We start from the raw sequence: 19,393 nt of genomic DNA, 5'->3' as shown, positions 1-19,393 counted from the left end.
CGTGCGGCGGGGCGGGCGGCGCGGTCGGGCACACCGGGGGCGGGGCGCGGGGTGAACCGGCGGGCGGACGACGGGTGGTGTCCGGCCGCGACGGCGCCCCGGGTGGGTGCGGGCCGGAGGCCGGGACGTGCGGACCGAGGTTCAGGGGTCGGCGATCACGGCCCGGTCGTCGCGGACCGTTTCCCGCTGACCGGTTTCCGGCGGTCCGGTTTCCGGCCATCCGGGGTTCGCCGTGCGTCGCGGCCCCAAGGCGACACGGTCCCCTGGCGGAGCGGCGCGGGCGGCGGGCCGGTGTCCGGGCCGGAGCGGCTCAGTCGTCGTCGGTACGGCGTGCCGTGCGTCCGGATATCTGTATGCGGTCGATCTCGCCGGTGCGCGGATCGCGGTGGAAGTGCCCGCCCGGTTCGAGGCGGCCGGTGGCCGGGTCGACCAGGTCGCACGAGAGGTCGGCGTAGCAGACCAGGGGCAGGGCGAGGTCGCCGTTCACGGAGAGGGCCGGCGAGCCGTCCGACCGAGGAGCCACCCGGTAGACGATGTCCCCGTTGCGGTAGGTGCCCACGCAGTCCGGCAGGGCGACGCGCCGGCCCCGGTCCCCCGCAAGCCGGGCGGCGGGGACCCGGATGCCGGTGAGCCGGGCCAGGTCTTCGACGAGGTCGCGCCAGAGCGCGGTGGCACCGCCGGCGTTGCCGGTGAAGGCGACCACCACACCGTCGGCCGGATCGGCGCGCAGATGGCAGGAGGTGCCCTGGGCGTTGCCGTCGTGGCCGCACCACACCCGGTCGTCCTGCCGGTACAGCGCCAGCCCCGGTCCCCAGCCGTCGGCCAGGGCGCCGGGCCGGGCGGCACTGTCGGCGCGGCGCATCTCCTTGGCGACGGCGGGCGGCAGGACGTCCGAGCGGTCGACCAGGACACGGCCGAACGCGTACAGGTCGTGGGCGCTCGCCAGCAGGGCGCCGGCCGGTGCCTCCAGCGGCGCGAGGTTCTGCCGGGTCGGACGGGCCAGTCCGGTGGCGGTGTTGACGGCGTGGCCGACGGCGAGGGGGCGGGCGGCGCCGCTGTCGCCGAGGAACGCGCCCACCGTACCGAGGGGTTCGAGGAGCAGCGCACGGACCGCCTCGTGCCACGGCATGCCGGTGACCGCCTCCACCAGCCGACCGGCGGCGACATAGCCGGCGTTGGAGTAGGAGAAGCCGGTCCCCGGCGTGAAGAGCAGGTCGCGGGGGGTGCAGACGGCCGCGAGGTAGCGGGCGCCGGTCGTCGCGGCGGCGGTGTCGGAATCCGGCCCCGTCGGCAACCCGGCGGTGTGGCTCAGCAATTGACGGATCGTCACCTGGGGCAGCGCGCGCAGTTCGGGGAGGTGTTCCGCGGCGGGTTCGTCCAGGTCGAGGTCGCCGTCGTCGGCCAGGAGCAGCACGAGGGCCGCCGTGTAGGGCTTGGTGAGCGAGCCGAGGGGTACGGCCGTGTCGACCGTGACCGGCGCGCCGGTCCTCACGTCGGCCGTCCCGGTGTGCAGGGCGAGGACGTCCGTGCCGGAATGCAGGACCAGTTGGGCGCCCGGTACGCGGTGCCGCCGGGCGAGGGTGTCGAGGCGGTCCTGCAGCTCCTGGCGTAACAGCGGGGAGGACGCTTCGGAGCGGACCGGAGCGGTGGGGACGGTGTACGGCATGAGCGGAAAACTCCCGTTGTGTGGGTCTTGTGGTGCGGAGGGACCGGCCCCAGCCCGTGAGCGGGCGGTGCGGGGGCCGGGGCGCGTGGGCGCCGGGCTAGGCTCTGGCGACCTCGACCGGCAGATGGCGTACGCCGATGAGGACGGCCGGGTTCTGCAGGACGACGTCCTCGTAGGAGGGGACGGCCAGTATGCGGAATCGTTCATGCAACATACGCAGCGCGATCCGTGCCTCCAGTCGGGCCAGGGGGGCGCCGAAACAGAAGTGGATGCCGTGACCGAAGGTCAGATGGGGATTGGGCTGCCGGGTCACGTCGAACACATCGGGCCGGTCGAAGCGGTCCGGGTCCCGGTTGGCCGCCCCCAGGTGCGCCATGACCAGGGCGTCGGCGGGCAGTTCGTGTCCCCCGAGGACCACGGGCCGGGCGACGCGGCGACCCAGCTCGGGGAAGGGGGGCAGCCAGCGCAGCACCTCCTCGATGGCCTGGGGCAGCAGTTCGGGATCGGCACGCAGCGCGGCGTCCGTACCGGGGTGCCGGTCGAAGGCGACGACGGCGTTGCCGAGCAGCGCGGTGGTGGTGATGTGGCCCGCGACCAGCAGCAGGGCCACGAAGCCGACCATCTCCTGGTCCTCCAGCCGCACCCCGTCCACCTCTGCGGCGATGAGTCTGCTGGTGAGGTCGTCGCCGAGGTGGGCGCGCCGGTGGCGGATGTGGGCGAGCATGTAGCCGTTCATCTCGCGCACCGTCGGGGCGATGGCCTCCAGTGCCCGTCCCAGGTCGGCCATGTCGGGGGCCTCGCCGAGCTGGTCGCCGCCGAACAGGACGCTCGCCCACTCCTGGAAGAGCCGGTGCTCCTCGGCCGGGATGCCGAGCAGTTCGGCGATCACGATGATGGGGAGCGGATAGGCCAGCGCGTCGACCAGGTCGAACCGGTCTCGGTCGGCGACGGCGTCCAGCAGCCTCGCGCTCACGGCCTCGATGCGGGGGCCGAGGTCCCGCACGACCCGGGGGGTGAAGGCCCGACTGACCAGGGTGCGCAGTTTGCGGTGTTCCGGCGGGTCCATGCCGACGAAGTTGCCCTGCCGGAAGGTCTCGAAGTCCTCCTGGGTGGGCGTCAGCGCGGACAGGTCGGACGAGTAGGTCGCCGGATCGGCGAGCACGGTGGAGACCGTGGCGTGGTCCAGTACCTGCCACACGCCCTGGTTCTCGTCGAAACGCACGGGTCCGGCCGCGCGTAGGCCCTGCCAGCGCTCGGGTAACACGTCGAGGAGGAAGGACTCCTGCGTCAGCTGGTCACTGGTCACGTCTTCTCCTTGGTTACGGCGCGCGGGGCAGGGAGGAATCGCGGACAGACCTGGGAATCTCGGCTGAACACGCCGGTGGACCGGACGGGCTTGGACGGGCCCGGACACGGCTCTGCCACGGCGCACGGGAGGTGCGGGCGGACAGCGCCGACTCGGTGGCTTCTTCGCGCGGCCCGGCGGTCAGGTGCCGTCAGCGCGTCGCCTCGGCGGACCGGAGCGGCTCAGCACGTCCGGTGACGGGTGCTGCCGCTACCCGGCCGGCCACGGGCTCGTCCCGCACCCGGCCCTACGGCGGACCAAACCGGCATAACACTTCCCCCTTGGTGACACTTCCCGCCCGGTGACCGTGCGGGACCCTCCCGGCTCGTGAACGGACAACAGGGCCCGAGGACCCGGCCGCTCGAAACGAGGTGAGAGAATACGTAGTCCCGAGTCGCGCTGACACAGGAATGGCACGATCCGCACCTCGGAACACCTTCGTTTCGATGGAACCCGGCCACAGTCTTCATGCCGGGTCATCTGATAGCAACCCCGTGAGGTTGAACGGAGAGTATTTCTGCTGTGCTTTTGCGTCACCACCCGGCCACTTCGTCCGCCCTCGCGGACGAGTGACGCCCCGGCCGGATCGTCGCCCCCGCGTGTGCCCGGGAGACCCGCGGCCAAACCCAGTGCCTACGAAAGAATGTGAACCAGGGGGCGTGTGCGCACCCCCGGGCAAGCCGGTTCGCCCGAACCGCCTGGTCTCGGCCCCCCGCCGAATCGTTGGCCGAAGCCACTCCTGATCTGGGCTGATGATCGCACTGCCGTCGTCGGCCCGGACGGGTGTCCGGTTCCGGAGCGCTTCGCGCCGGTGGCGGCACCGGGCGGCCGGTTCCGGCGATCACCCGGGGGACGACCACGGCACCGACGCACCGGCGAAAAACAGCCGAACCTCCGGCCGGCCGTGGTCACCCGTCGGATTTCAGCCATCCGGGCGCGCGGGGGCGCACAGATCCATCGACACGCTGCGGCATGCTTCGACTGCGCGGGCATATGCCGGGACATGCGGGGTATGACCGCCCTCCCGTTGCGCGCGCCCGGGCGTGAACGGCGCGCTCGCCGTGCGCGGACCGCCCCCACGGGGGAGTCTTGTCCCTCATAGGGGAGTCCTGTCTCCGCAAGACGCGACGCGCGGCCGTGCGAGGAGGTGGTCGGCGTGTCCGACGGGCCAGCGCCGGCGCGGGTCCCGGCACCCGGCGGGGTGCCGGCCGAGCAACCGATACTGTCGCTCGCGCTGGTGGCGATGATGGAGGAGGTGCGCGCGCACTCGGGCGCGGTGTACCTGCTCAGCCGCGACGAGCCGGTCCTGGAGATGGCCGTGACGGCGGGCATGCCCCGGGCCTTCGCGGCGCCGTGGGAGCGGGTGGGACTGAGCGCGCCCATCCCGGTCGCCGACGCGGTCCGCGACCGGCGGCTGGTGTGGGTGGGCGGCGAAGAGGAGATGGCCCTCCGCTACCCGCGGATCTCGGTGGTGCTCCCCTATCCGTTCGCCCTGGCGGCGGCGCCCGTGGCGACGGAGAAGGAGGTCTACGGCGCGGTGTTCGTGACCTGGCCCGGCGCGCATCCGCCACAGCTGTCGGAACAGGAGCGGGAGCATCTGACGGGGGCCTGCGACCGGCTGGCGCTGCGGCTGGAGCGGGCCGCCGAGGAGGAAAGCCCGGCCGCCCCCGAGGCCGACGTGGTGGCGGCGCCGGTGGCGGGCGTGGCGGACACGCTGGGCTCGGTGGAGGCGGCGCGGATGGTGTCCCGGCTGCCGTACGGGCTGGTGTCGCTGGATCTGCACGGCCGGATCGGCTTCGTCAACGCGGCGGCGGCCGAGCTGCTCGGCGCACCGGTCCCCGAACTGCTCGGCACCGTGCCCTGGGCGTCGGTGCCCTGGCTGAACGACCCCGTCTACGAGGACCGTTACCGGGCGGCGCTGATCAGCCAGGAGGTGACGTCGTTCGTGGCGCTGCGCCCGCCGGGCGACTGGCTGTCGTTCCGGCTGTATCCGAGCACGACCGGGCTGAGCGTGCGGATCAGCCGGGCCCGGGCCGCGGCGGATCTGGCCCGGCCGGCCGCGGAGCCGGAGCCGCATCCCTCACGGCTGGTGACCATCTCCCAGATTCTGAGCCTGGCCGGCGCGCTGACCGAGGCGGTGGGCGTCCAGGACGTCGTGCAGCTGGTCTGGGACGAGGTGGCCCCGGCGGTCGGCAGCCGGGCGCTGGTACTCCTGCGGTCGCAGGGCGGCCGACTGCACGTGCTGGGCCACCGGGGCTACCCGCACGCGCACGTCGTGGAGCGGTTCGACGGCCTGCCACTGAGCGAACGCACGCCGGGCACCCACGCCCTGAACAGCGGAGTGCCCGCGTTCTTCGGCTCCCAGGCGGATCTGGAGCGGCTGTACCCGAACCGGTACGAGACCCCGGACGGCTTCGCGGCCTGGGCCTATCTGCCGCTGATCGCGTCCGGGCGGCCGGTGGGCACCTGTGTGCTGGCCTACCCCGAGCCGCGCGCCTTCTCCGCCGACGAGCGGGCCGTGCTGACGTCCCTCGGCGGGCTGATCGCGCAGGCTCTGGAACGGGCCCTGCTCTACGACGCCAAGCACCGGCTGGCGCACGGTCTGCAGCAGGCGCTGCTGCCGCGCTCGCTGGTGCCGCCGCCCGGTCTGGAGGCGGCGGCCCGCTATCTGCCGGCCACCCACGGCATGGAGATCGGCGGCGACTTCTACGACCTCGTGCCGACCGTGCCGCTGGCGGCGGCGGTGATCGGGGACGTCCAGGGACACAATGTGACGGCGGCCGGGCTGATGGGGCAGATCCGCACCGGTGTTCGGGCCTACAGCACGGTCGGGCAGGCGCCACACGAGGTCATGAGCAGCACCAACCGGCTGCTGATCGATCTCGGGGCCGATCTGTTCGCCAGTTGTCTGTATCTGCGGCTGGACCCGGGGCGCCGGAAGGCCGTGATGGCGCGGGCGGGGCACCCGCCGCCGCTGCTGCGCCGGCCGGACGGGCGGGTACGGGTGCTGGACCTGGCCGGGGGGCCGCTGCTGGGGATCGACTCGTCGGCGGTCTATCCGACGACCGAGGTCTCCCTCGTGCCCGGCTCGGTCCTCGTCCTCTATACCGACGGTCTGGTGGAGACACCCGACATCGACATCGAGGACGCCCTGGTGGATCTCGGCGCGCTGTTGTCGGAGATCGGCGACCGGCCGCTGGAGGATCTCGCGGACGAGGTGCTCCGGCACAGCGCGGCGGCCCGGGAGCGGCTGGACGACGTGGCGGTGCTGCTGCTGCGTGCGCTCCCCGACACCTGACACCTCGCGTCCGCGGCCGACGGCCGTGGTCCGGCCCTCCCGCCGGAGGGCCGGACCGTGTCCCGCCGGCGGGAGCGTGGGGGCGCCGGCGGAGTCGGTGAGTGCGGCTCAGTGGCCGCCGGAAGCGGACGATCCGTCGCCCGCCTGGCCGGTCCCGGACGGGGCGTCCGTCGAGCCGTTGCCGGACGGGGCGCCGGCCGACGGGTCCTGCCCGCCGCCGATCTGGTCGCCCCCGGCCCCGGCACCCGACTGGTCACCGGCACCCGCACCGGACTGGTCACCCGCACCCGACTGGTCACCGGCACCCGCGCCCGACTGGTCACCCGCACCGGACTGGTCACCGGCACCCGCACCCGACTGGTCGCCCGCGCCGTTGCCGCCGGCGGCGGCGCCGGAGCCGAGGGTCGCGCCGGTGGCCTGGAGGGCGGCGGTGACGGGCTGGAAGAAGGTCTCGCCGCCGCTGGTGCAGTCGCCACTGCCGCCCGAGGTGAGGCCGACGGCGCTGCCGTCCTGGGTGAACAGCGAGCCGCCGCTGTCACCGGGTTCGGCGCAGACGTCGGTCTGGATCAGACCGTTGACGGTGTCGACGCCGTTCGGGTCGGTCTCGCTCTGGAAGTTGACGGTGGCGTCCAGTCCGGTGACCTTGCCGTTGTGCAGTCCGGTGGTGGACCCCATCCGGAACACCGTCTGGCCGACCGTGGCATCGGCGGCCTGGTTGATCTGTACGGTCTGGCCGTTGCCGGTGTTGACCTCGCTGGGCGCCTGCGTTGTGGCGTCGTCGTACTTGACCAGCGAGAAGTCGTTGCCCGGGAAGGTGGCCTGATCGACGGTGGCGATGGGCTGGCCGGTCTGGGAGTCGGACCACTGCTTCGCGGCGACCCCGCAGTGACCGGCCGTCAGGAAGGCGGGACTGCCGTCGGAGGCGGTGACGTTGAAGCCGAGGGAGCAGCGCACGTTGCCGCCCTGCACCTGGGAGAAGATGGCGTCGCCGCCGGAGACGAAGGTCTTGAAGGTACCGCCGGACTTCTTCAGGGTCGCCATGCCTGAGCCGAGGCCGCGCACGGTCGACTGGAGCTTGTCCCACCGGGAGCCGGTGACCGTGGAGTCGGCGGTGACCAGGACCTTGTCGGTGCGCGGGTCGACGGCCCACGAGGTGCCGGGGATGGTCGCCTTGGCCTTCAACGTCTTCGCGGCCGACCTGAGTTCGGCGATGCTGTTGTCGACCCGTCGGACGGCCGCGCCGGCCTTCTCCGCCTGGGCGACCACGTTGCCGTCGCCGTCGGCCACGTTGACGACGAGCTGCTGCTTGCCGCTGTCGTAGTACGACCCGGCGAAGGCGTCGCCGAGGGTCTTGCGCAGCCGGCCGGCGAGGTCCGAGGCGTCCGCGGCCTTCAGGGTCTTCGCGGTGCCGGTGGCGCCCGAGGCCTGGTCCTTGTCCTGGGACGCGTTGGCGTTGGGCAGCAGCAGGGCCGCCGCTCCGAGGGCCGCCACACCGCCCACGGCTATCGCGGCCTTGCGCTTCGGCATTCGCTTGTGACTCAAACTTCTCGACCTCCTGGGACGGGGGGTCTGCCCCTGTCGGGCAGTTCGTATCGGGGCGCCTGGATGGCCGTAGGTACGCACCGGCCGAGCGGTGTGTTCAATTCCGTTTCCCGCCGGGCCTGTTACGAGGGCGAATCGGCCACGTTGCACGCGTGCCGCCGGACGGCCGCGCGGGGCGGGTTCGCGCCGATGACGACGGTCCGGCGGTCCGCGTCGTACCGGCGGACGGTGACCGGTTCGGATGTCCTGATCCAGGCGGCCCTCGCCAAGGCGGAGCCGCCAGTCGGCACGCTGGGCGACGGCCTGGTGACGCTGCGTCCGAAAAGCAGACCGGAATCCCTGCTTCAGGGAATCTCCACATCCCATGCCCGAGCAGGGCACCATCGTCGGCGGATCTGCACATACGCACGCCCCCCGGCACGCCTTTGGCGTGGAGTGCCGGATTCGGGGCGCTCGGGGCAAGGGGCCGGCCGCGACGATGCCGTGCCACATGTGAAGGAGTCGCCGACGTGCCGTGCGCACACCTGCACGGATGCACCCGTGTGGGAGCCAAGTGCGCAGGTGGGAGCCCTGGTTGATTGGAAGCGCGCGCCGCGTGCGTGCTTTGATCCATCGCACCGCAGGGGTTGCCCGGGTTCCCGTCGAACGGGTGCCCGGCGCCCTCGGTCGCGGCCACGTCTGTACCCAGAGGGGGCCGCTCTCCCCCTTGTGAATATCCATATGAAGGGAAGTTCCATCATGAACTCCACCCCCCAGGTCGAGACCGTCGAGATCTCGGACGCCGAGCTGGACAACGTCTCCGGCGGTCTGTCCGTGAACGCCCTGAACACCGTGACCGGCACCGTCAACGGCATCGCCCCGGTCTCCGGCCTGGTCGACACCGTCGTCGGCACCGTCGAGGGCGTCACCGGCCTGCACACCCAGCCGGTCACCAACCTGGTCGCCGGTCTCTGACCGCACCCCGGTGTCACCTCGGGTCCCGGAGCCATCCCCCCGGCTCCGGGGCTCTCGGGTGCCCGGAGGGACCCACCGGTCCCGACGGCGCCCCCCGCTTCGCCGTAACGCCGTCTCTCCTCGGGTGAGGGAAGTTCCGTGCAGTTCCGCCAACAGGCCCTCGCCAAGCTCCAGTCGCCGGAGGAGCTGGACCTTCCGGTGCGGCTGGCCCGTCCCCAGGGCTGGCTCGTACTGGGCGTCACCGTCGTCGTCATGGCCGCGGCCTCCGTCTGGGCGGTGACCGGATCGGTCGCCTCGACCGTCGGCGCCCCGGCCGTCCTCACGCACGGCCAGGGCAGCTATCTGCTCCAGAGCCCGGTGGCCGGTCAGGTCACGGGCATCCTCGCCCGGCAGGGCGAACGGCTCCCGGCGAACGCACCCGTCGTCAAGGTCCGTACGCCGCAGGGCACTTCGGTGATCCGCACGGTGGCCGCTGGCCGGCTGACCACACTCGCCGCCGGCATCGGACAGATCGTGCGGACCGGCACCGACATCGCCGCGGTCGAGAAGGTCGCCCACCCGGGCGACCCGCTGTACGCGACCGTGTACGTCCCCGCCGAGGACGCCGCCGCCATCCCCGCCCACGCCCCCGTGGACCTCACCGTGTCCTCGGTGCCGGCCCAGGAGTACGGGGTGCTGCGTGGCCGGGTGAGAGCGGTGGACCGGACCGCGCAGTCCGCGCAGTCCATCGCCGCGTTCCTCGGCGACAGCCAGCTCGGCGAGCAGTTCACCCGCAAGGGCCGCCCGGTGGCCGTCCTCGTGGAGCTGACGCGAACGAAGGCGACGAAGAGCGGCTACCGCTGGTCCACCGCCGACGGGCCGCCGTACGCGCCCGACTCGATGACCCTCGCCTCCGCCTCGGTCGAGCTGGCCGACCAGCGCCCCCTCGATTGGCTGCTCCCGTGACCACCCCGCAGGAAACCCGCGGCCGCAGACGCGCCGCCCCCGCCAAGCGGCCGGTCCCCAAGTCCCGTACCGGCACCGTCCGTACCCCCACCGTGCTCCAGATGGAGGCCGTCGAGTGCGGCGCCGCCTCCCTCGCGATGGTCCTCGGCCACTACGGCCGGCACGTCCCGCTGGAGGAGCTGCGCATCGCCTGCGGCGTCTCCCGGGACGGCTCGCGCGCCAGCAACCTGCTGAAGGCGGCGAGGAGTTACGGCCTGACGGCCAAGGGCATGCAGATGGACCTGGCCGCGCTCGCGGAGGTGCGCTCACCGGCCATCCTCTTCTGGGAGTTCAACCACTACGTCGTCTACGACGGTCTTGGCCGACGCTTCGGCCGGCGGGGCGTGTTCGTCAACGACCCCGCCAAGGGCCGCCGTTTCGTGCCGCTGGAGGAGTTCGACGGCAGCTTCACCGGTGTGGTGCTGGTGCTGGAGCCGGGCGACGGCTTCACCCGGGGCGGGCGCAAGCCGGGCGTGCTCGGCGCGATGCCGGCGAGGTTGCGCGGCACCGCCGGTACGCTGCCCGCCGCCGTGCTGGCCAGCCTGCTGCTGGTCGCGGTCGGCGCGGCCCTGCCCGCGCTGAGCCGCACCTACATCGACATGTTCCTCATCGGCGGCCAGACCTCGCTGCTGGGCGTGCTGTTCGCCGCCATGGCCGTCTGCGTGCTGCTCACCCTGGTGCTGACCTGGCTGCAGCAGGCGAACCTGCTGCACGGCCGGATCATCTCCTCCACCCTCTCCAGCGCCCGCTTCCTGCGCCATCTGCTGCGGCTGCCGGTGACGTTCTTCGCCCAGCGCTCCCCCGCCGACCTGGTGCAGCGACTGCAGTCCAACGACCAGGTGGCGGAGACCCTGGCCCGGGACCTCGCGGCGGCCGGCGTGGACGCGGTCGTCGTGGTCCTGTACGCCGTGCTGCTCTACACCTACGACCCCCAGCTGACGTTCGTCGGGATCGGCGTGGCCCTGCTGAACCTCGTGGCGATGCGGCTGGTGATCCGGCTGCGGGCGACCCGGACGGCGAAGCTGCGCGCGGACACCGCGCGGCTCACCACCACCTCGTACACCGGGCTCCAGCTGATCGAGACGATGAAGGCGACCGGCGGCGAGGACGGCTACTTCCGCAAGTGGGCCGGGCAGCACGCCACCACGCTGGAGGAACAGCAGCGCCTCGGTGTGCCGAGCGCCTGGCTCGGGGTGGTCGCCCCGGCGCTGGCCACCGTCAACAGCGCGCTGATCCTGTGGATCGGCGGCATGCGCGCGGTCGAGGGACACCTCTCGGTCGGTCTGCTGGTCGCCTTCCAGGCGCTGGTCACCCGGTTCACCGCCCCCCTCACCCGGCTCAACGGCGTGGCGGGCCGCATCCAGGACTTCACGGCCGACGTGGCCCGCCTGAAGGACGTGGAGAACTTCCAGGCCGACCCGCTCTACGCCCGACCCGGCACAGGAGACGCGACCCGCCGGCTGCACGGGCACGTCGAGCTGGAGAACGTCACCTTCGGCTACAGCCCGCTGGACCAGCCGCTGCTGAGCGGGTTCGACCTGAGCGTCGGACCCGGCCGGCAGGTGGCGCTGGTCGGCGGCTCGGGCAGCGGCAAGTCGACGGTCTCCCGGCTGATCTCGGGGCTGTACACGCCCTGGGACGGCGTGATCCGCATCGACGGCCGCCGACTCGAGGACATCCCGCGCGGCGCGCTCGCCGCCTCCGTGTCCTTCGTCGACCAGGACGTCTTCCTCTTCGAGGGCTCGGTCCGCGACAACGTGGCCCTGTGGGACCCGTCGATCCCCGACGAGGCGGTGGTGGAGGCACTGCGGGACGCGGCCCTGTACGACGTGGTGGCGCGTCGGCCCGGCGGCATCCACGGCAGGGTCGAGCAGGACGGCCGGAACTTCTCCGGCGGCCAGCGCCAACGGCTGGAGATCGCGCGGGCGTTGGTGCGGCGGCCCAGCATCCTCGTGCTGGACGAGGTGACCAGCGCGCTGGACGCCGAGACCGAGCTGCTGGTGATGGACAACCTGCGCCGGCGCGGTTGCGCCTGTGTGGTGATCGCCCACCGGCTGAGCACGGTCCGCGACAGCGACGAGATCGTCGTGCTGCGGCACGGCACGGTCGTCGAGCGCGGGCGGCACGAGGAGCTGGTGGCGCGCGGCGGCACTTACGCCGCGCTGGTCAGGGAGCGGTGAGATGACGAGCGTTCAGGAGGAGTACGAAGGCGACCTGGTCCTCGGGGCGCTCGGGGCGCTCGGCACCCGGTTCGACTGCGCCGGGCTGAACCGGCTGGACCTGGCGGGCCCGCAGGTGCTGTGGCTGGTGGCGGCCGGCGCCCTGGACCTGTTCGCGGTGGACGCCGCCGAGCAGGGCCACTGGCACCATCTCGGCCGGCTGGAGGCGGGCGCCCTGCTGCTCGGCCCGGTCGCCGGCCCCGCGCACACCCTGGTGGCCCGCCCGGCCCGCGACTGCGTGGTGCACCGCGTCGGTCTGCGCGAGCTGTACCAGCCCACGCACACCCAGACCTGGTCCTACGACGAGTACGGCAACCCGCAGTACGTGCCCCCGGCCTCGAGCCCGCTGGAGTACGCGGTGGCACTCGGGGTGGGCCGTGGGCTGTCCGTCCTCTTCCAGGCCCCGATGGCCGAGGAGCGGACCGCCGCGCCGTCCGACGACGACGTGTTCTGGATGCAGGTGCCGCCGGGCAGCGTGCGCTACGGGTCGGAGTACGGCGCGGAGGCCGCCGCCGACCTGCTGATGGACCCGGCGCTGTGGCAGAGCCTGGTGGACCAGCAGTACCGGCTGCTGACCGCGCTGGACCGGTGGATCGAGCAGCAGGAGCGCACCCACGAGACCCGCACGGCCGCCGGGATCAAGGCCGGTGAGGCGGTCCGCGCCCAGGCCGACCAGACCCTGCTGGCCTCCATCGGCGGGCGTTCCGGGCGGCGTGCGACGGCAGCCGACGCGGACGCCACGTTCGCGGTGTGCGAGCTGGTCGCCCGGGCGGCCGGCATCGTCCTCGCCGCACCCGTGGGGGGCGGCGCCGAGAGCGAACGTCTCGACCCGGTCGAGCGGGTGGCCCTGGCCTCCCGGGTCCGCACCCGGGCCGTGCGCCTGGACGGGCGCTGGTGGCGGGAGAACGTGGGCCCGCTGGTCGGGCACCGGGCGCTGTCCGGGGCACCGGTCGCCCTGCTGTGGCGGCGCGGCGGCTATGTGGCCGTACAGCCCGCGACCGGCCGGGAGACGCCGGTCGAGAAGGCGAACGCGCAGGAGTTCGAGGCGCGCGCGGTGATGTTCTACCGGCCCCTGCCCGACAAGCGGCTCGGACCGCTCGGGCTGCTGCGGTTCAGTCTGCGCGGCACCCGCGGCGACCTGCTGAACCTGATGCTGGCGGGGCTGGTGACGGTGGTGATCGGCGCGCTGGTGCCGGTCGCGACAGGCCGGGTGCTCGGCCGTTACGTGCCGAGGGCCCAGGTGGACCTGATCGTCCAGGTGTGCCTGGCGGTGATGGTCAGCGCGGTGGTGGCGGCGGCGTTCACGCTGCTGGAGAACCTGTCCATCCTGCGGCTCGAGGGCCGGATCGAGGCGGCGCTGCAACCGGCCGTGTGGGACCGGCTGCTCCGGCTGCCCACCCGGTTCTTCACCCAGCGCTCGACCGGTGAGCTGGCCAGTGCCGCCATGGGCATCAGCGCGATCCGCCGACTGCTGGCCGGGATCGGCCCGGTGGTCGCGCAGTCCGTGACGGTCGGCGCGATGAACCTGGGCCTGCTGTTCTGGTACAGCGTGCCGATGGCGATGGCGGCCGTCGGCATGCTCGTCGTCATCGGGGCCGTGTTCACCGGGCTCGGGCTGTGGCAGGTGCGCTGGCAGCGGCGCCTGGTGGTGCTCGGCAACCAGCTCAACAACCAGGCGTTCCAGACCCTGCGCGGGCTGCCCAAGCTGCGGGTGGCGGCGGCCGAGAACTACGCGTACGCGGCCTGGGCGCGCCAGTTCGCGCGCAGCCGGGAGCTGCAGCAGCGGGTCGGCCGGATCAAGAACCTCAGCACGGTGCTGGGCGCGGTCTACCTGCCGGTGTGCACCCTGCTGATGTTCATGCTGCTGGCGGGTCCGGCCAGGGGCGCGATGTCGGCCGCGGACTTCCTGACCTTCAGCACGTCGGTGACGATGGTGCTGACGTCGGTCACCCAGCTGACGGGTTCCTTCGTGTCGGCGGTGGCGGCGCTGCCCCTGTTCGAGGAGATCAAGCCGGTCCTGCACGCCACGCCCGAGGTGCGCGCGGCGAGCACCCGGCCCGGCCCGCTGTCGGGGGCGATCGAGGCCCGGCGGCTGTCCTTCCGGTACGCCGACGACGGACCGCTGGTCCTCGACGACGTGTCCTTCGCCATCCGGCCGGGCGAGTTCGTGGCGGTCGTCGGCCCGAGCGGCTGCGGCAAGTCCACGCTGCTGCGGCTGCTGATCGGTTTCGACAAGCCGGTCTCCGGCAGCGTCCTGTACGACGGCCAGGACCTCGCCGCGCTCGACCAGTCGGCGGTGCGCCGCCAGTGCGGGGTGGTCCTGCAGCACGCCCAGCCCTTCACCGGTTCCGTGCTGGACGTCATCTGCGGCACCGAGCCGTACACGCCCGAGGAGGCGATGGCGGCGGCGGAGATGGCGGGGCTGGCGGCGGACATCGAGCGGATGCCGATGGGCCTGCACACGATCGTCGGGGGCAGCGGCGCGATATCCGGCGGCCAGCGGCAGCGCCTGATGATCGCCCAGGCCCTGATCCGCAGGCCGCGCATCCTCTTCTTCGACGAGGCCACCAGCGCGCTGGACAACGACACCCAGCGCATCGTCATCGACAGCACCCGCAAGCTGAACGCGACCCGTGTCGTGATCGCCCACCGGCTGTCCACGGTGCTGGACGCCGACCGGGTGATCGTCATGGAGGAGGGCAGGGTCGTCCAGCAGGGCACCCCGGCCGAGCTCCTCGCCGACACCGGGGGCCGGCTGCACGAACTGGTGCGACGACAGATGGCCTAGGGCTCCTCCTCCGGGGCGGTCTCGGTGGTGTGCCGCTCCTCGTGCTCGTGGCCCGGGGTCCAGTGGTGTTCGCAGAACCAGCGGCCGAAAAGGGCGCCGCCGTAGATGACGAAACCGACGCCGATCAGCCAGGACTCGACCACCAGGACCGTGCCGACGGCGCCGTAGCTGAGCGCGTTGGTGACGATCAGCGGGGTGAAGACGAGGGAGGAGAAGGCCCGCAGCCCGGCCAGGCCGACGACCGTGGCGACCGCGCCCGGCAGCAGAGTGCGCCAGTGGACCTGGCCGCCGAGCAGGAAACGCTGTCCCCACCAGAAGAACGCCAGGCCGCTGAGCGCGGACAGCGCGATCCGGTGGAGGCCGTGCAGCGCCGTCTTCGTCGCCACCTCCTGGTAGAGGTAGCCCGTCAGGACCACCAGCCACGTCGCCTGCCGCCAGACCCGGTGCCAGGGGCCGGCGGCCAGGCCCCAGATCCGCTCGTAGGCGTTCTGCACGCTGCCGCCGAAGGCCACTCCGAAGACGGCGAGCAGGACCGCGCTCCAGATGCTGGTGGTGCCGATGACGTTGCGCGGGGGGCTGATGACGTCGGTGATCACACGCGCGGATCTGCCCGAGAGCCCCATGCCGTCGGTGAGCCACGAGGCGAACCCGCCGCGCACCAGGGGGTCGGCGGCGGCGACCACGATCAGCAGCGGCGCCAGCGTCACCAGGGCCAGGGTGGCGAAGCCCATGGCGCGGTGCATCAGTTCCAGCTCACTGCCGTGCGCGAACAGGGCCCGGACAGCGAGCCACTCCCAAGCGCGGTGCAGGCCGCGCCGTAACACGTTCACGGCTCCTCCCGTGCTCGCCGCCCACACGCTCTCCTGTGCCGATTCATCCACTCCGGCGCGCTTCGGGCAACTCGCCGGACACGGTGGCGACGGCGCGCGGGGCGGGCCGGCCGGATCCGGCGACACGGCCGGCGACTGCGTCGTTTCCCCCTCGCGCCCCCGGAGAATCGGACGCCGTGCGTACTCCTGCCGAAGTGCCCCGACCGCGCCCCACCATGCCCGGCGACCGGCGGCGGCTGCTGATCGTGAGCGCGGGCATGGGGGCCGGTCACGACACGGTGGCCGGCGAACTCGCGCGCCGCGCGTCGGCGTACGGTCACGAGCCGCACGTGGTCGATGTGCTGCGGCTGCTGCCGTACGGTCTGGGCGCCGGGCTGCGCCGCGGGTACCAGGCCTCGGTACGGCACGCGCCCTGGGTGTACGGCGGGATCTACGGCGCGTTCCTGCGGGGCGGCGCCGGTCCGCGGCCGAGCGGGGTGCCGCTGGCCCGGCTCGCCGCCGGTCGGCTGACGGAGCTGGCGGACCGGCTGGAGATCGACGCGGTGGTGTCCGTGTTCCATCTGGCCGCGCAGCTGACCGGGTATCTCCGGTCGCGTGGCGTGCTGCGGGTGCCGAGCACCGTGTTCGTGCTCGACTTCGCCGTGCACCGGCAGTGGCTGCATCCGGGCACCGACCGGTATCTGTGTCTGACGGACGCGGCGGCGGCCGAGGTGCGTCGGGCGCTGGGCGTACCCGCCGTGCCGACCGGCCCGGTGGTGGCGCCGGCCTTCCTGGCCCCGGCCGCCGGGGCGGCGCGCTGGCGCCGGCGGTTCGCCGGGCGGGCGCCGGGCCGGCCACCGGTGCTGCTGTCGGCGGGTGCCTGGGGAGCGGCGGCCGATCTCGCCGGGACCGCCCGGCTGCTGGCGGCGGGCGGCTATCTGCCGGTCGTGCTGTGCGGCCGCAACGAGCGGCTGCGTGCCCGGGTGTCCCGGGTGCCGTCGGCGCTCGCCCTGGACTGGGTGGACGACATGCCCGGCCTGCTGGCCGCCGCGTACGCCCTGGTGGACAACGCCGCGGGCCAGACCGCCGTACAGGCTCTCGCCGTGGGGCTGCCCGTGGTGGGACACCGGCCGCTGCCCGGGCACGGGGCCGAGGGGGTACGGCGGATGGCCGAGCTCGGGGTGTCGGAGCCGGCCGGGGACGGCGCCGCGCTGCTGGCGGCGCTCGGCAGGCTCACGGAGACGGGCCCCGAGCGCGCGGCGCGGGTGGCCCGGGGCCGCGCACTCTTCCGCCAGGACCCGCTCACCCGGATCGCGGGCCTGTAAGCCCCACCCGCCCCCAACGACCGACGCCATCCGTCACCCCCACCCCCCCACGACGACCGACGCCATCCGTCACCCCCGGTGCGGCCCGGTCGGCACGAGGGCGGGACGAGTCCGGGACGAGACCGGGCCGGGGACGGCGCCGCGCTGCTGGCGGCGCTCGGCAGGCTCACGGAGACGGGCCCGGAGCGCGCGGCGCGGGTGGCCCGGGGCCGCGCACTCTTCCGTCAGGACCCGCTCACCCGGGTCGCGGGCCTGTAAGCCCCACCCCCACCCACGACGACCCACGCCATCCGTCACCCCCGGTGCGGCCCCGTCGGCACGAGGACGGGACGAGACCGGGACGAGACCGGGCCGGGGACGGCGCCGCGCTGCTGGCGGCGCTCGGCAGGCTCACGGAGACGGGCCCGGAGCGCGCGGCACGGGTGGCCCGGGGCCGCGCACTCTTCCGCCAGGACCCGCTCACCCGGGTCGCGGGCCTGTGAACCCCACCCCCACCCACGACGACCCACGCCATCCGTCACCCCCGGTGCGGCCCGGTCGGCACGAGGACGGGACGAGACCGGGAGTCCGGGGACGGACCGTGCTCGCGCAGGGGGCCCACCGCCAGGCCGGCCGACCGGCAGTCCTCGACGATGCCGGGCAGCGCGCCCAGGGCGGACTGCCAGCAGCCGGGGGCGGAGTGCCGGTCCGAGTCGTGCAGCAGGACGGTGCCGCCGCCACGCAGGTCCGCCACGACCCGGGCCCGCACGGAGTCCGGGGTGGCGTCGGCCGTCCAGTCCCTGCCCCACGCCGACCACAGCACCGTCCGCAGGCCGGCCCGCCGGGCGGCCGCCCAGCGTCCCGTGGTGAGGATGCCGTAGGGGGGCCGGTACCACCGCGGCCGGTGACCGGTGAGGTCGTGCACCACGTGGACGGCGCGGGCGACCGCCTCGGCGTCCCGGGTGAACGCCGGGCGCCAGGGCCGGTCGTGGGTCCAGCCGTGCACCCCGACCTCGTGCCCGCGCTCCACCGTCTCCCGGAGCAGGGCCGGGTGGCGCACCACGTGTGCGCCGAGCACGAAGAAGGTCGCCCGCACCCCGAGCCCGTCCAACGCGTCGAGGAAGCGCGGCGTCGACTCCGGGTCGGGGCCGTCGTCGAAGGTGAGCGCGACGTGCCGGCGGCGACCGGTGCCCGAGAGCCCCGGGAACAGCGGCAGCCGTACGGCCGGGAGCCAGGTCGCCGCGGGGGCGATGTGCGCCGCGGCCACGGCGGCCGGCAGGGCGACGGCCGCGGTGCGCAGACGGCGGCCGTGGACGGGGGGCATCGGTGACATCGGTGACATCGGTGACATCGGTGACATCGGTGAGGCACCTCCTCGGTGGGCGACGGCGGGCACCCGCCCGGCGCGTCCGGTCGGTGACGGCATGGCATCCGCCCGGCGCGTCCGGTCGGTGACGGCGTCGCATCCGCCCGGCGCGTCCGGTCGGTGACGGCGTGGCACCTGCCCGGCGCGTCCGGTCCATGACGGCGTGGCGTCCGCGGCCGCTCGCCGGCCGGTCAGTGCTCGCGCGGCGTCCGCGGCCGCTCGCCGCCCCCGCCCGGCGGGTGGTCCGGCGTGGCGGTGTCCCACTCCCCCGCCACGGACTGGGCGTGGGCCAGGCCGATGCTGCCCCCGCCGATGAGCACCGCACCGATCACCTCCGGGATCAGGCGCAGCCCGAGGTGGATGGTCTCGGCGAACAGCACCCAGCCGAGGACGACGCTGGTGAGCGCGTCGCCGAGGGTGAGGGCGGGCTGCGAGGCCGTCAGCGATCCGGCCGCGAGCGCGCTCTGCAGCAGCAGGAAGGCGACGAGTCCCGCGCCGCCGGTGGCGTACAGCGACCAGTGCGAGAACATCGCCCCGGGGCCCTGCGCGAGCCGCCCCACGGCCTCCTTGAGCAGCGCCGCCGTGGTGGCGAAGGAGATGGCGGACGCGAGACCGAGCAGCGCGGCCCGGGGCGCGCCGCGCGTCGGGCGGGAGATCACCACGCACAGGACGACGGCGCCGAGTGTCCCGCCGCCGCCCAGGAGCCAGCTGCGGGGCGGTGCGGACGGGCGTCCGGCGGACGGCGCTGCCGCCAGGAGGAACACCGCCAGCCCGACGGCGAGGGCGACGAACGCCAGCCAGGTCCGGCGGTCCGGACGGCGCCGGAAGACGACACTGCCCACGGCCAGCGTGAACAGCAGTTCGGCGGCGAGCAGGGGCTGGACGAGCGACAGGCTGCCCACGGCCAGCGCCGCGCCCTGCAACACGCTGGACAGGGCCAGCAGCCCGGTACCGGCCAGCCAGTACGGCCGCCGCAGCAGATGCCCGAGCCGTCGTACGGCGGACGCCGCGCCGGTGCCCTTCTCCGGCTCCTGCACCGCGGCCCGGCGTTGCAGCACCGAGGCGGACGCGTTGGACAGGGCCGCGAGCAGCGCGAGCAGCACCGTGACGGCGATCAT

12 protein-coding genes are annotated in these 19,393 nt (G+C 73.8%); 6 read left to right on the top strand and 6 right to left on the bottom strand.

Annotated features, from left to right (window positions below):
- Positions 1 to 310: 310 nt before the first annotated feature.
- Both ACIBA9_RS02090 and ACIBA9_RS02085 read right to left on the bottom strand, forming a co-directional pair.
- On the bottom strand, positions 311 to 1,666 hold the full coding sequence (locus ACIBA9_RS02090; RefSeq protein WP_399359420.1) for a serine hydrolase domain-containing protein: 1,356 nt from the start codon (positions 1,664 to 1,666) through the stop codon (positions 311 to 313).
- 97 nt (positions 1,667 to 1,763) lie between these two features.
- Positions 1,764 to 2,972 carry a cytochrome P450 gene (locus tag ACIBA9_RS02085; RefSeq protein WP_399359419.1) on the bottom strand — a complete coding sequence of 403 codons (1,209 nt, stop codon included), beginning with the start codon at positions 2,970 to 2,972 and terminating at the stop codon, positions 1,764 to 1,766.
- 1,195 nt (positions 2,973 to 4,167) lie between these two features.
- Here ACIBA9_RS02085 and ACIBA9_RS02080 point away from each other — a divergent pair.
- Positions 4,168 to 6,309, top strand: a complete 2,142-nt coding sequence (locus tag ACIBA9_RS02080; RefSeq protein ID WP_399359418.1) for a SpoIIE family protein phosphatase — start codon at positions 4,168 to 4,170, stop codon at positions 6,307 to 6,309.
- 108 nt (positions 6,310 to 6,417) lie between these two features.
- On the opposite strand, the gene ACIBA9_RS02075 is transcribed toward ACIBA9_RS02080, so the two are convergent.
- Positions 6,418 to 7,836, bottom strand: a complete 1,419-nt coding sequence (locus ACIBA9_RS02075; protein ID WP_399359995.1) for a S1 family peptidase — start codon at positions 7,834 to 7,836, stop codon at positions 6,418 to 6,420.
- A gap of 753 nt (positions 7,837 to 8,589) precedes the next feature.
- Here ACIBA9_RS02075 and ACIBA9_RS02070 point away from each other — a divergent pair.
- From ACIBA9_RS02070 to ACIBA9_RS02055, 4 genes are all read left to right on the top strand, one after another.
- Complete coding sequence (locus tag ACIBA9_RS02070) at positions 8,590 to 8,805, top strand: type A2 lantipeptide (protein ID WP_362152332.1); 216 nt, start codon at positions 8,590 to 8,592, stop codon at positions 8,803 to 8,805.
- 138 nt (positions 8,806 to 8,943) lie between these two features.
- Positions 8,944 to 9,750, top strand: coding sequence for an HlyD family efflux transporter periplasmic adaptor subunit (locus tag ACIBA9_RS02065; RefSeq protein WP_399359417.1), 807 nt, complete (start codon positions 8,944 to 8,946; stop codon positions 9,748 to 9,750).
- Complete coding sequence (locus tag ACIBA9_RS02060) at positions 9,747 to 11,969, top strand: NHLP family bacteriocin export ABC transporter peptidase/permease/ATPase subunit (protein WP_399359415.1); 2,223 nt, start codon at positions 9,747 to 9,749, stop codon at positions 11,967 to 11,969. The genes ACIBA9_RS02065 and ACIBA9_RS02060 overlap by 4 nt, the downstream gene beginning before the upstream one ends.
- Position 11,970: 1 nt before the next feature.
- Positions 11,971 to 14,796, top strand: coding sequence for an NHLP bacteriocin export ABC transporter permease/ATPase subunit (locus ACIBA9_RS02055; protein WP_399359414.1), 2,826 nt, complete (start codon positions 11,971 to 11,973; stop codon positions 14,794 to 14,796).
- Here the strand turns inward: ACIBA9_RS02055 and ACIBA9_RS02050 are convergent.
- Positions 14,793 to 15,626, bottom strand: a complete 834-nt coding sequence (locus tag ACIBA9_RS02050) for a ribonuclease BN (RefSeq protein ID WP_399359412.1) — start codon at positions 15,624 to 15,626, stop codon at positions 14,793 to 14,795. The genes ACIBA9_RS02055 and ACIBA9_RS02050 overlap by 4 nt on opposite strands.
- A gap of 215 nt (positions 15,627 to 15,841) precedes the next feature.
- On the opposite strand from ACIBA9_RS02050, the gene ACIBA9_RS02045 reads away from it, so the two are divergent.
- Positions 15,842 to 16,930: a galactosyldiacylglycerol synthase gene (locus tag ACIBA9_RS02045; RefSeq protein ID WP_399359994.1), complete on the top strand. Its 1,089-nt coding sequence runs from the start codon at positions 15,842 to 15,844 to the stop codon at positions 16,928 to 16,930.
- A 517-nt stretch (positions 16,931 to 17,447) separates the two neighbouring features.
- On the opposite strand, the gene ACIBA9_RS02040 is transcribed toward ACIBA9_RS02045, so the two are convergent.
- Both ACIBA9_RS02040 and ACIBA9_RS02035 read right to left on the bottom strand, forming a co-directional pair.
- Entirely contained in the window at positions 17,448 to 18,233 is a 786-nt protein-coding gene (locus ACIBA9_RS02040) for a polysaccharide deacetylase family protein (protein ID WP_399359993.1), read from the bottom strand.
- A 233-nt stretch (positions 18,234 to 18,466) separates the two neighbouring features.
- Positions 18,467 to 19,393 (bottom strand): DMT family transporter, encoded by a 927-nt coding sequence (locus tag ACIBA9_RS02035; protein WP_399359411.1) that lies wholly within the window; start codon positions 19,391 to 19,393, stop codon positions 18,467 to 18,469.

The sequence above is a fragment of the Streptomyces sp. NPDC051452 genome, from assembly GCF_044454765.1.
GTDB lineage: Bacteria > Actinomycetota > Actinomycetes > Streptomycetales > Streptomycetaceae > Streptomyces.
The sequence above is the reverse complement of the archived record's forward strand: the minus strand, read 5'-3'. Positions and strand labels throughout refer to the sequence as shown.

Excerpts from the sequence above, each read along its gene's own strand:
- ACIBA9_RS02075 (WP_399359995.1), bottom strand. The coding sequence starts at position 7,836 with ATGCCGAAGCGCAAGGCCGCGATAGCCGTGGGCGGTGTGGCGGCCCTC.
- ACIBA9_RS02070 (WP_362152332.1), top strand. The coding sequence starts at position 8,590 with ATGAACTCCACCCCCCAGGTCGAGACCGTCGAGATCTCGGACGCCGAG.
- ACIBA9_RS02090 (WP_399359420.1), bottom strand. The coding sequence starts at position 1,666 with ATGCCGTACACCGTCCCCACCGCTCCGGTCCGCTCCGAAGCGTCCTCC.
- ACIBA9_RS02055 (WP_399359414.1), top strand. The coding sequence starts at position 11,971 with ATGACGAGCGTTCAGGAGGAGTACGAAGGCGACCTGGTCCTCGGGGCG.
- ACIBA9_RS02040 (WP_399359993.1), bottom strand. The coding sequence starts at position 18,233 with ATGCCCCCCGTCCACGGCCGCCGTCTGCGCACCGCGGCCGTCGCCCTG.
- ACIBA9_RS02035 (WP_399359411.1), bottom strand. The coding sequence starts at position 19,393 with ATGATCGCCGTCACGGTGCTGCTCGCGCTGCTCGCGGCCCTGTCCAAC.
- ACIBA9_RS02045 (WP_399359994.1), top strand. The coding sequence starts at position 15,842 with ATGCCCGGCGACCGGCGGCGGCTGCTGATCGTGAGCGCGGGCATGGGG.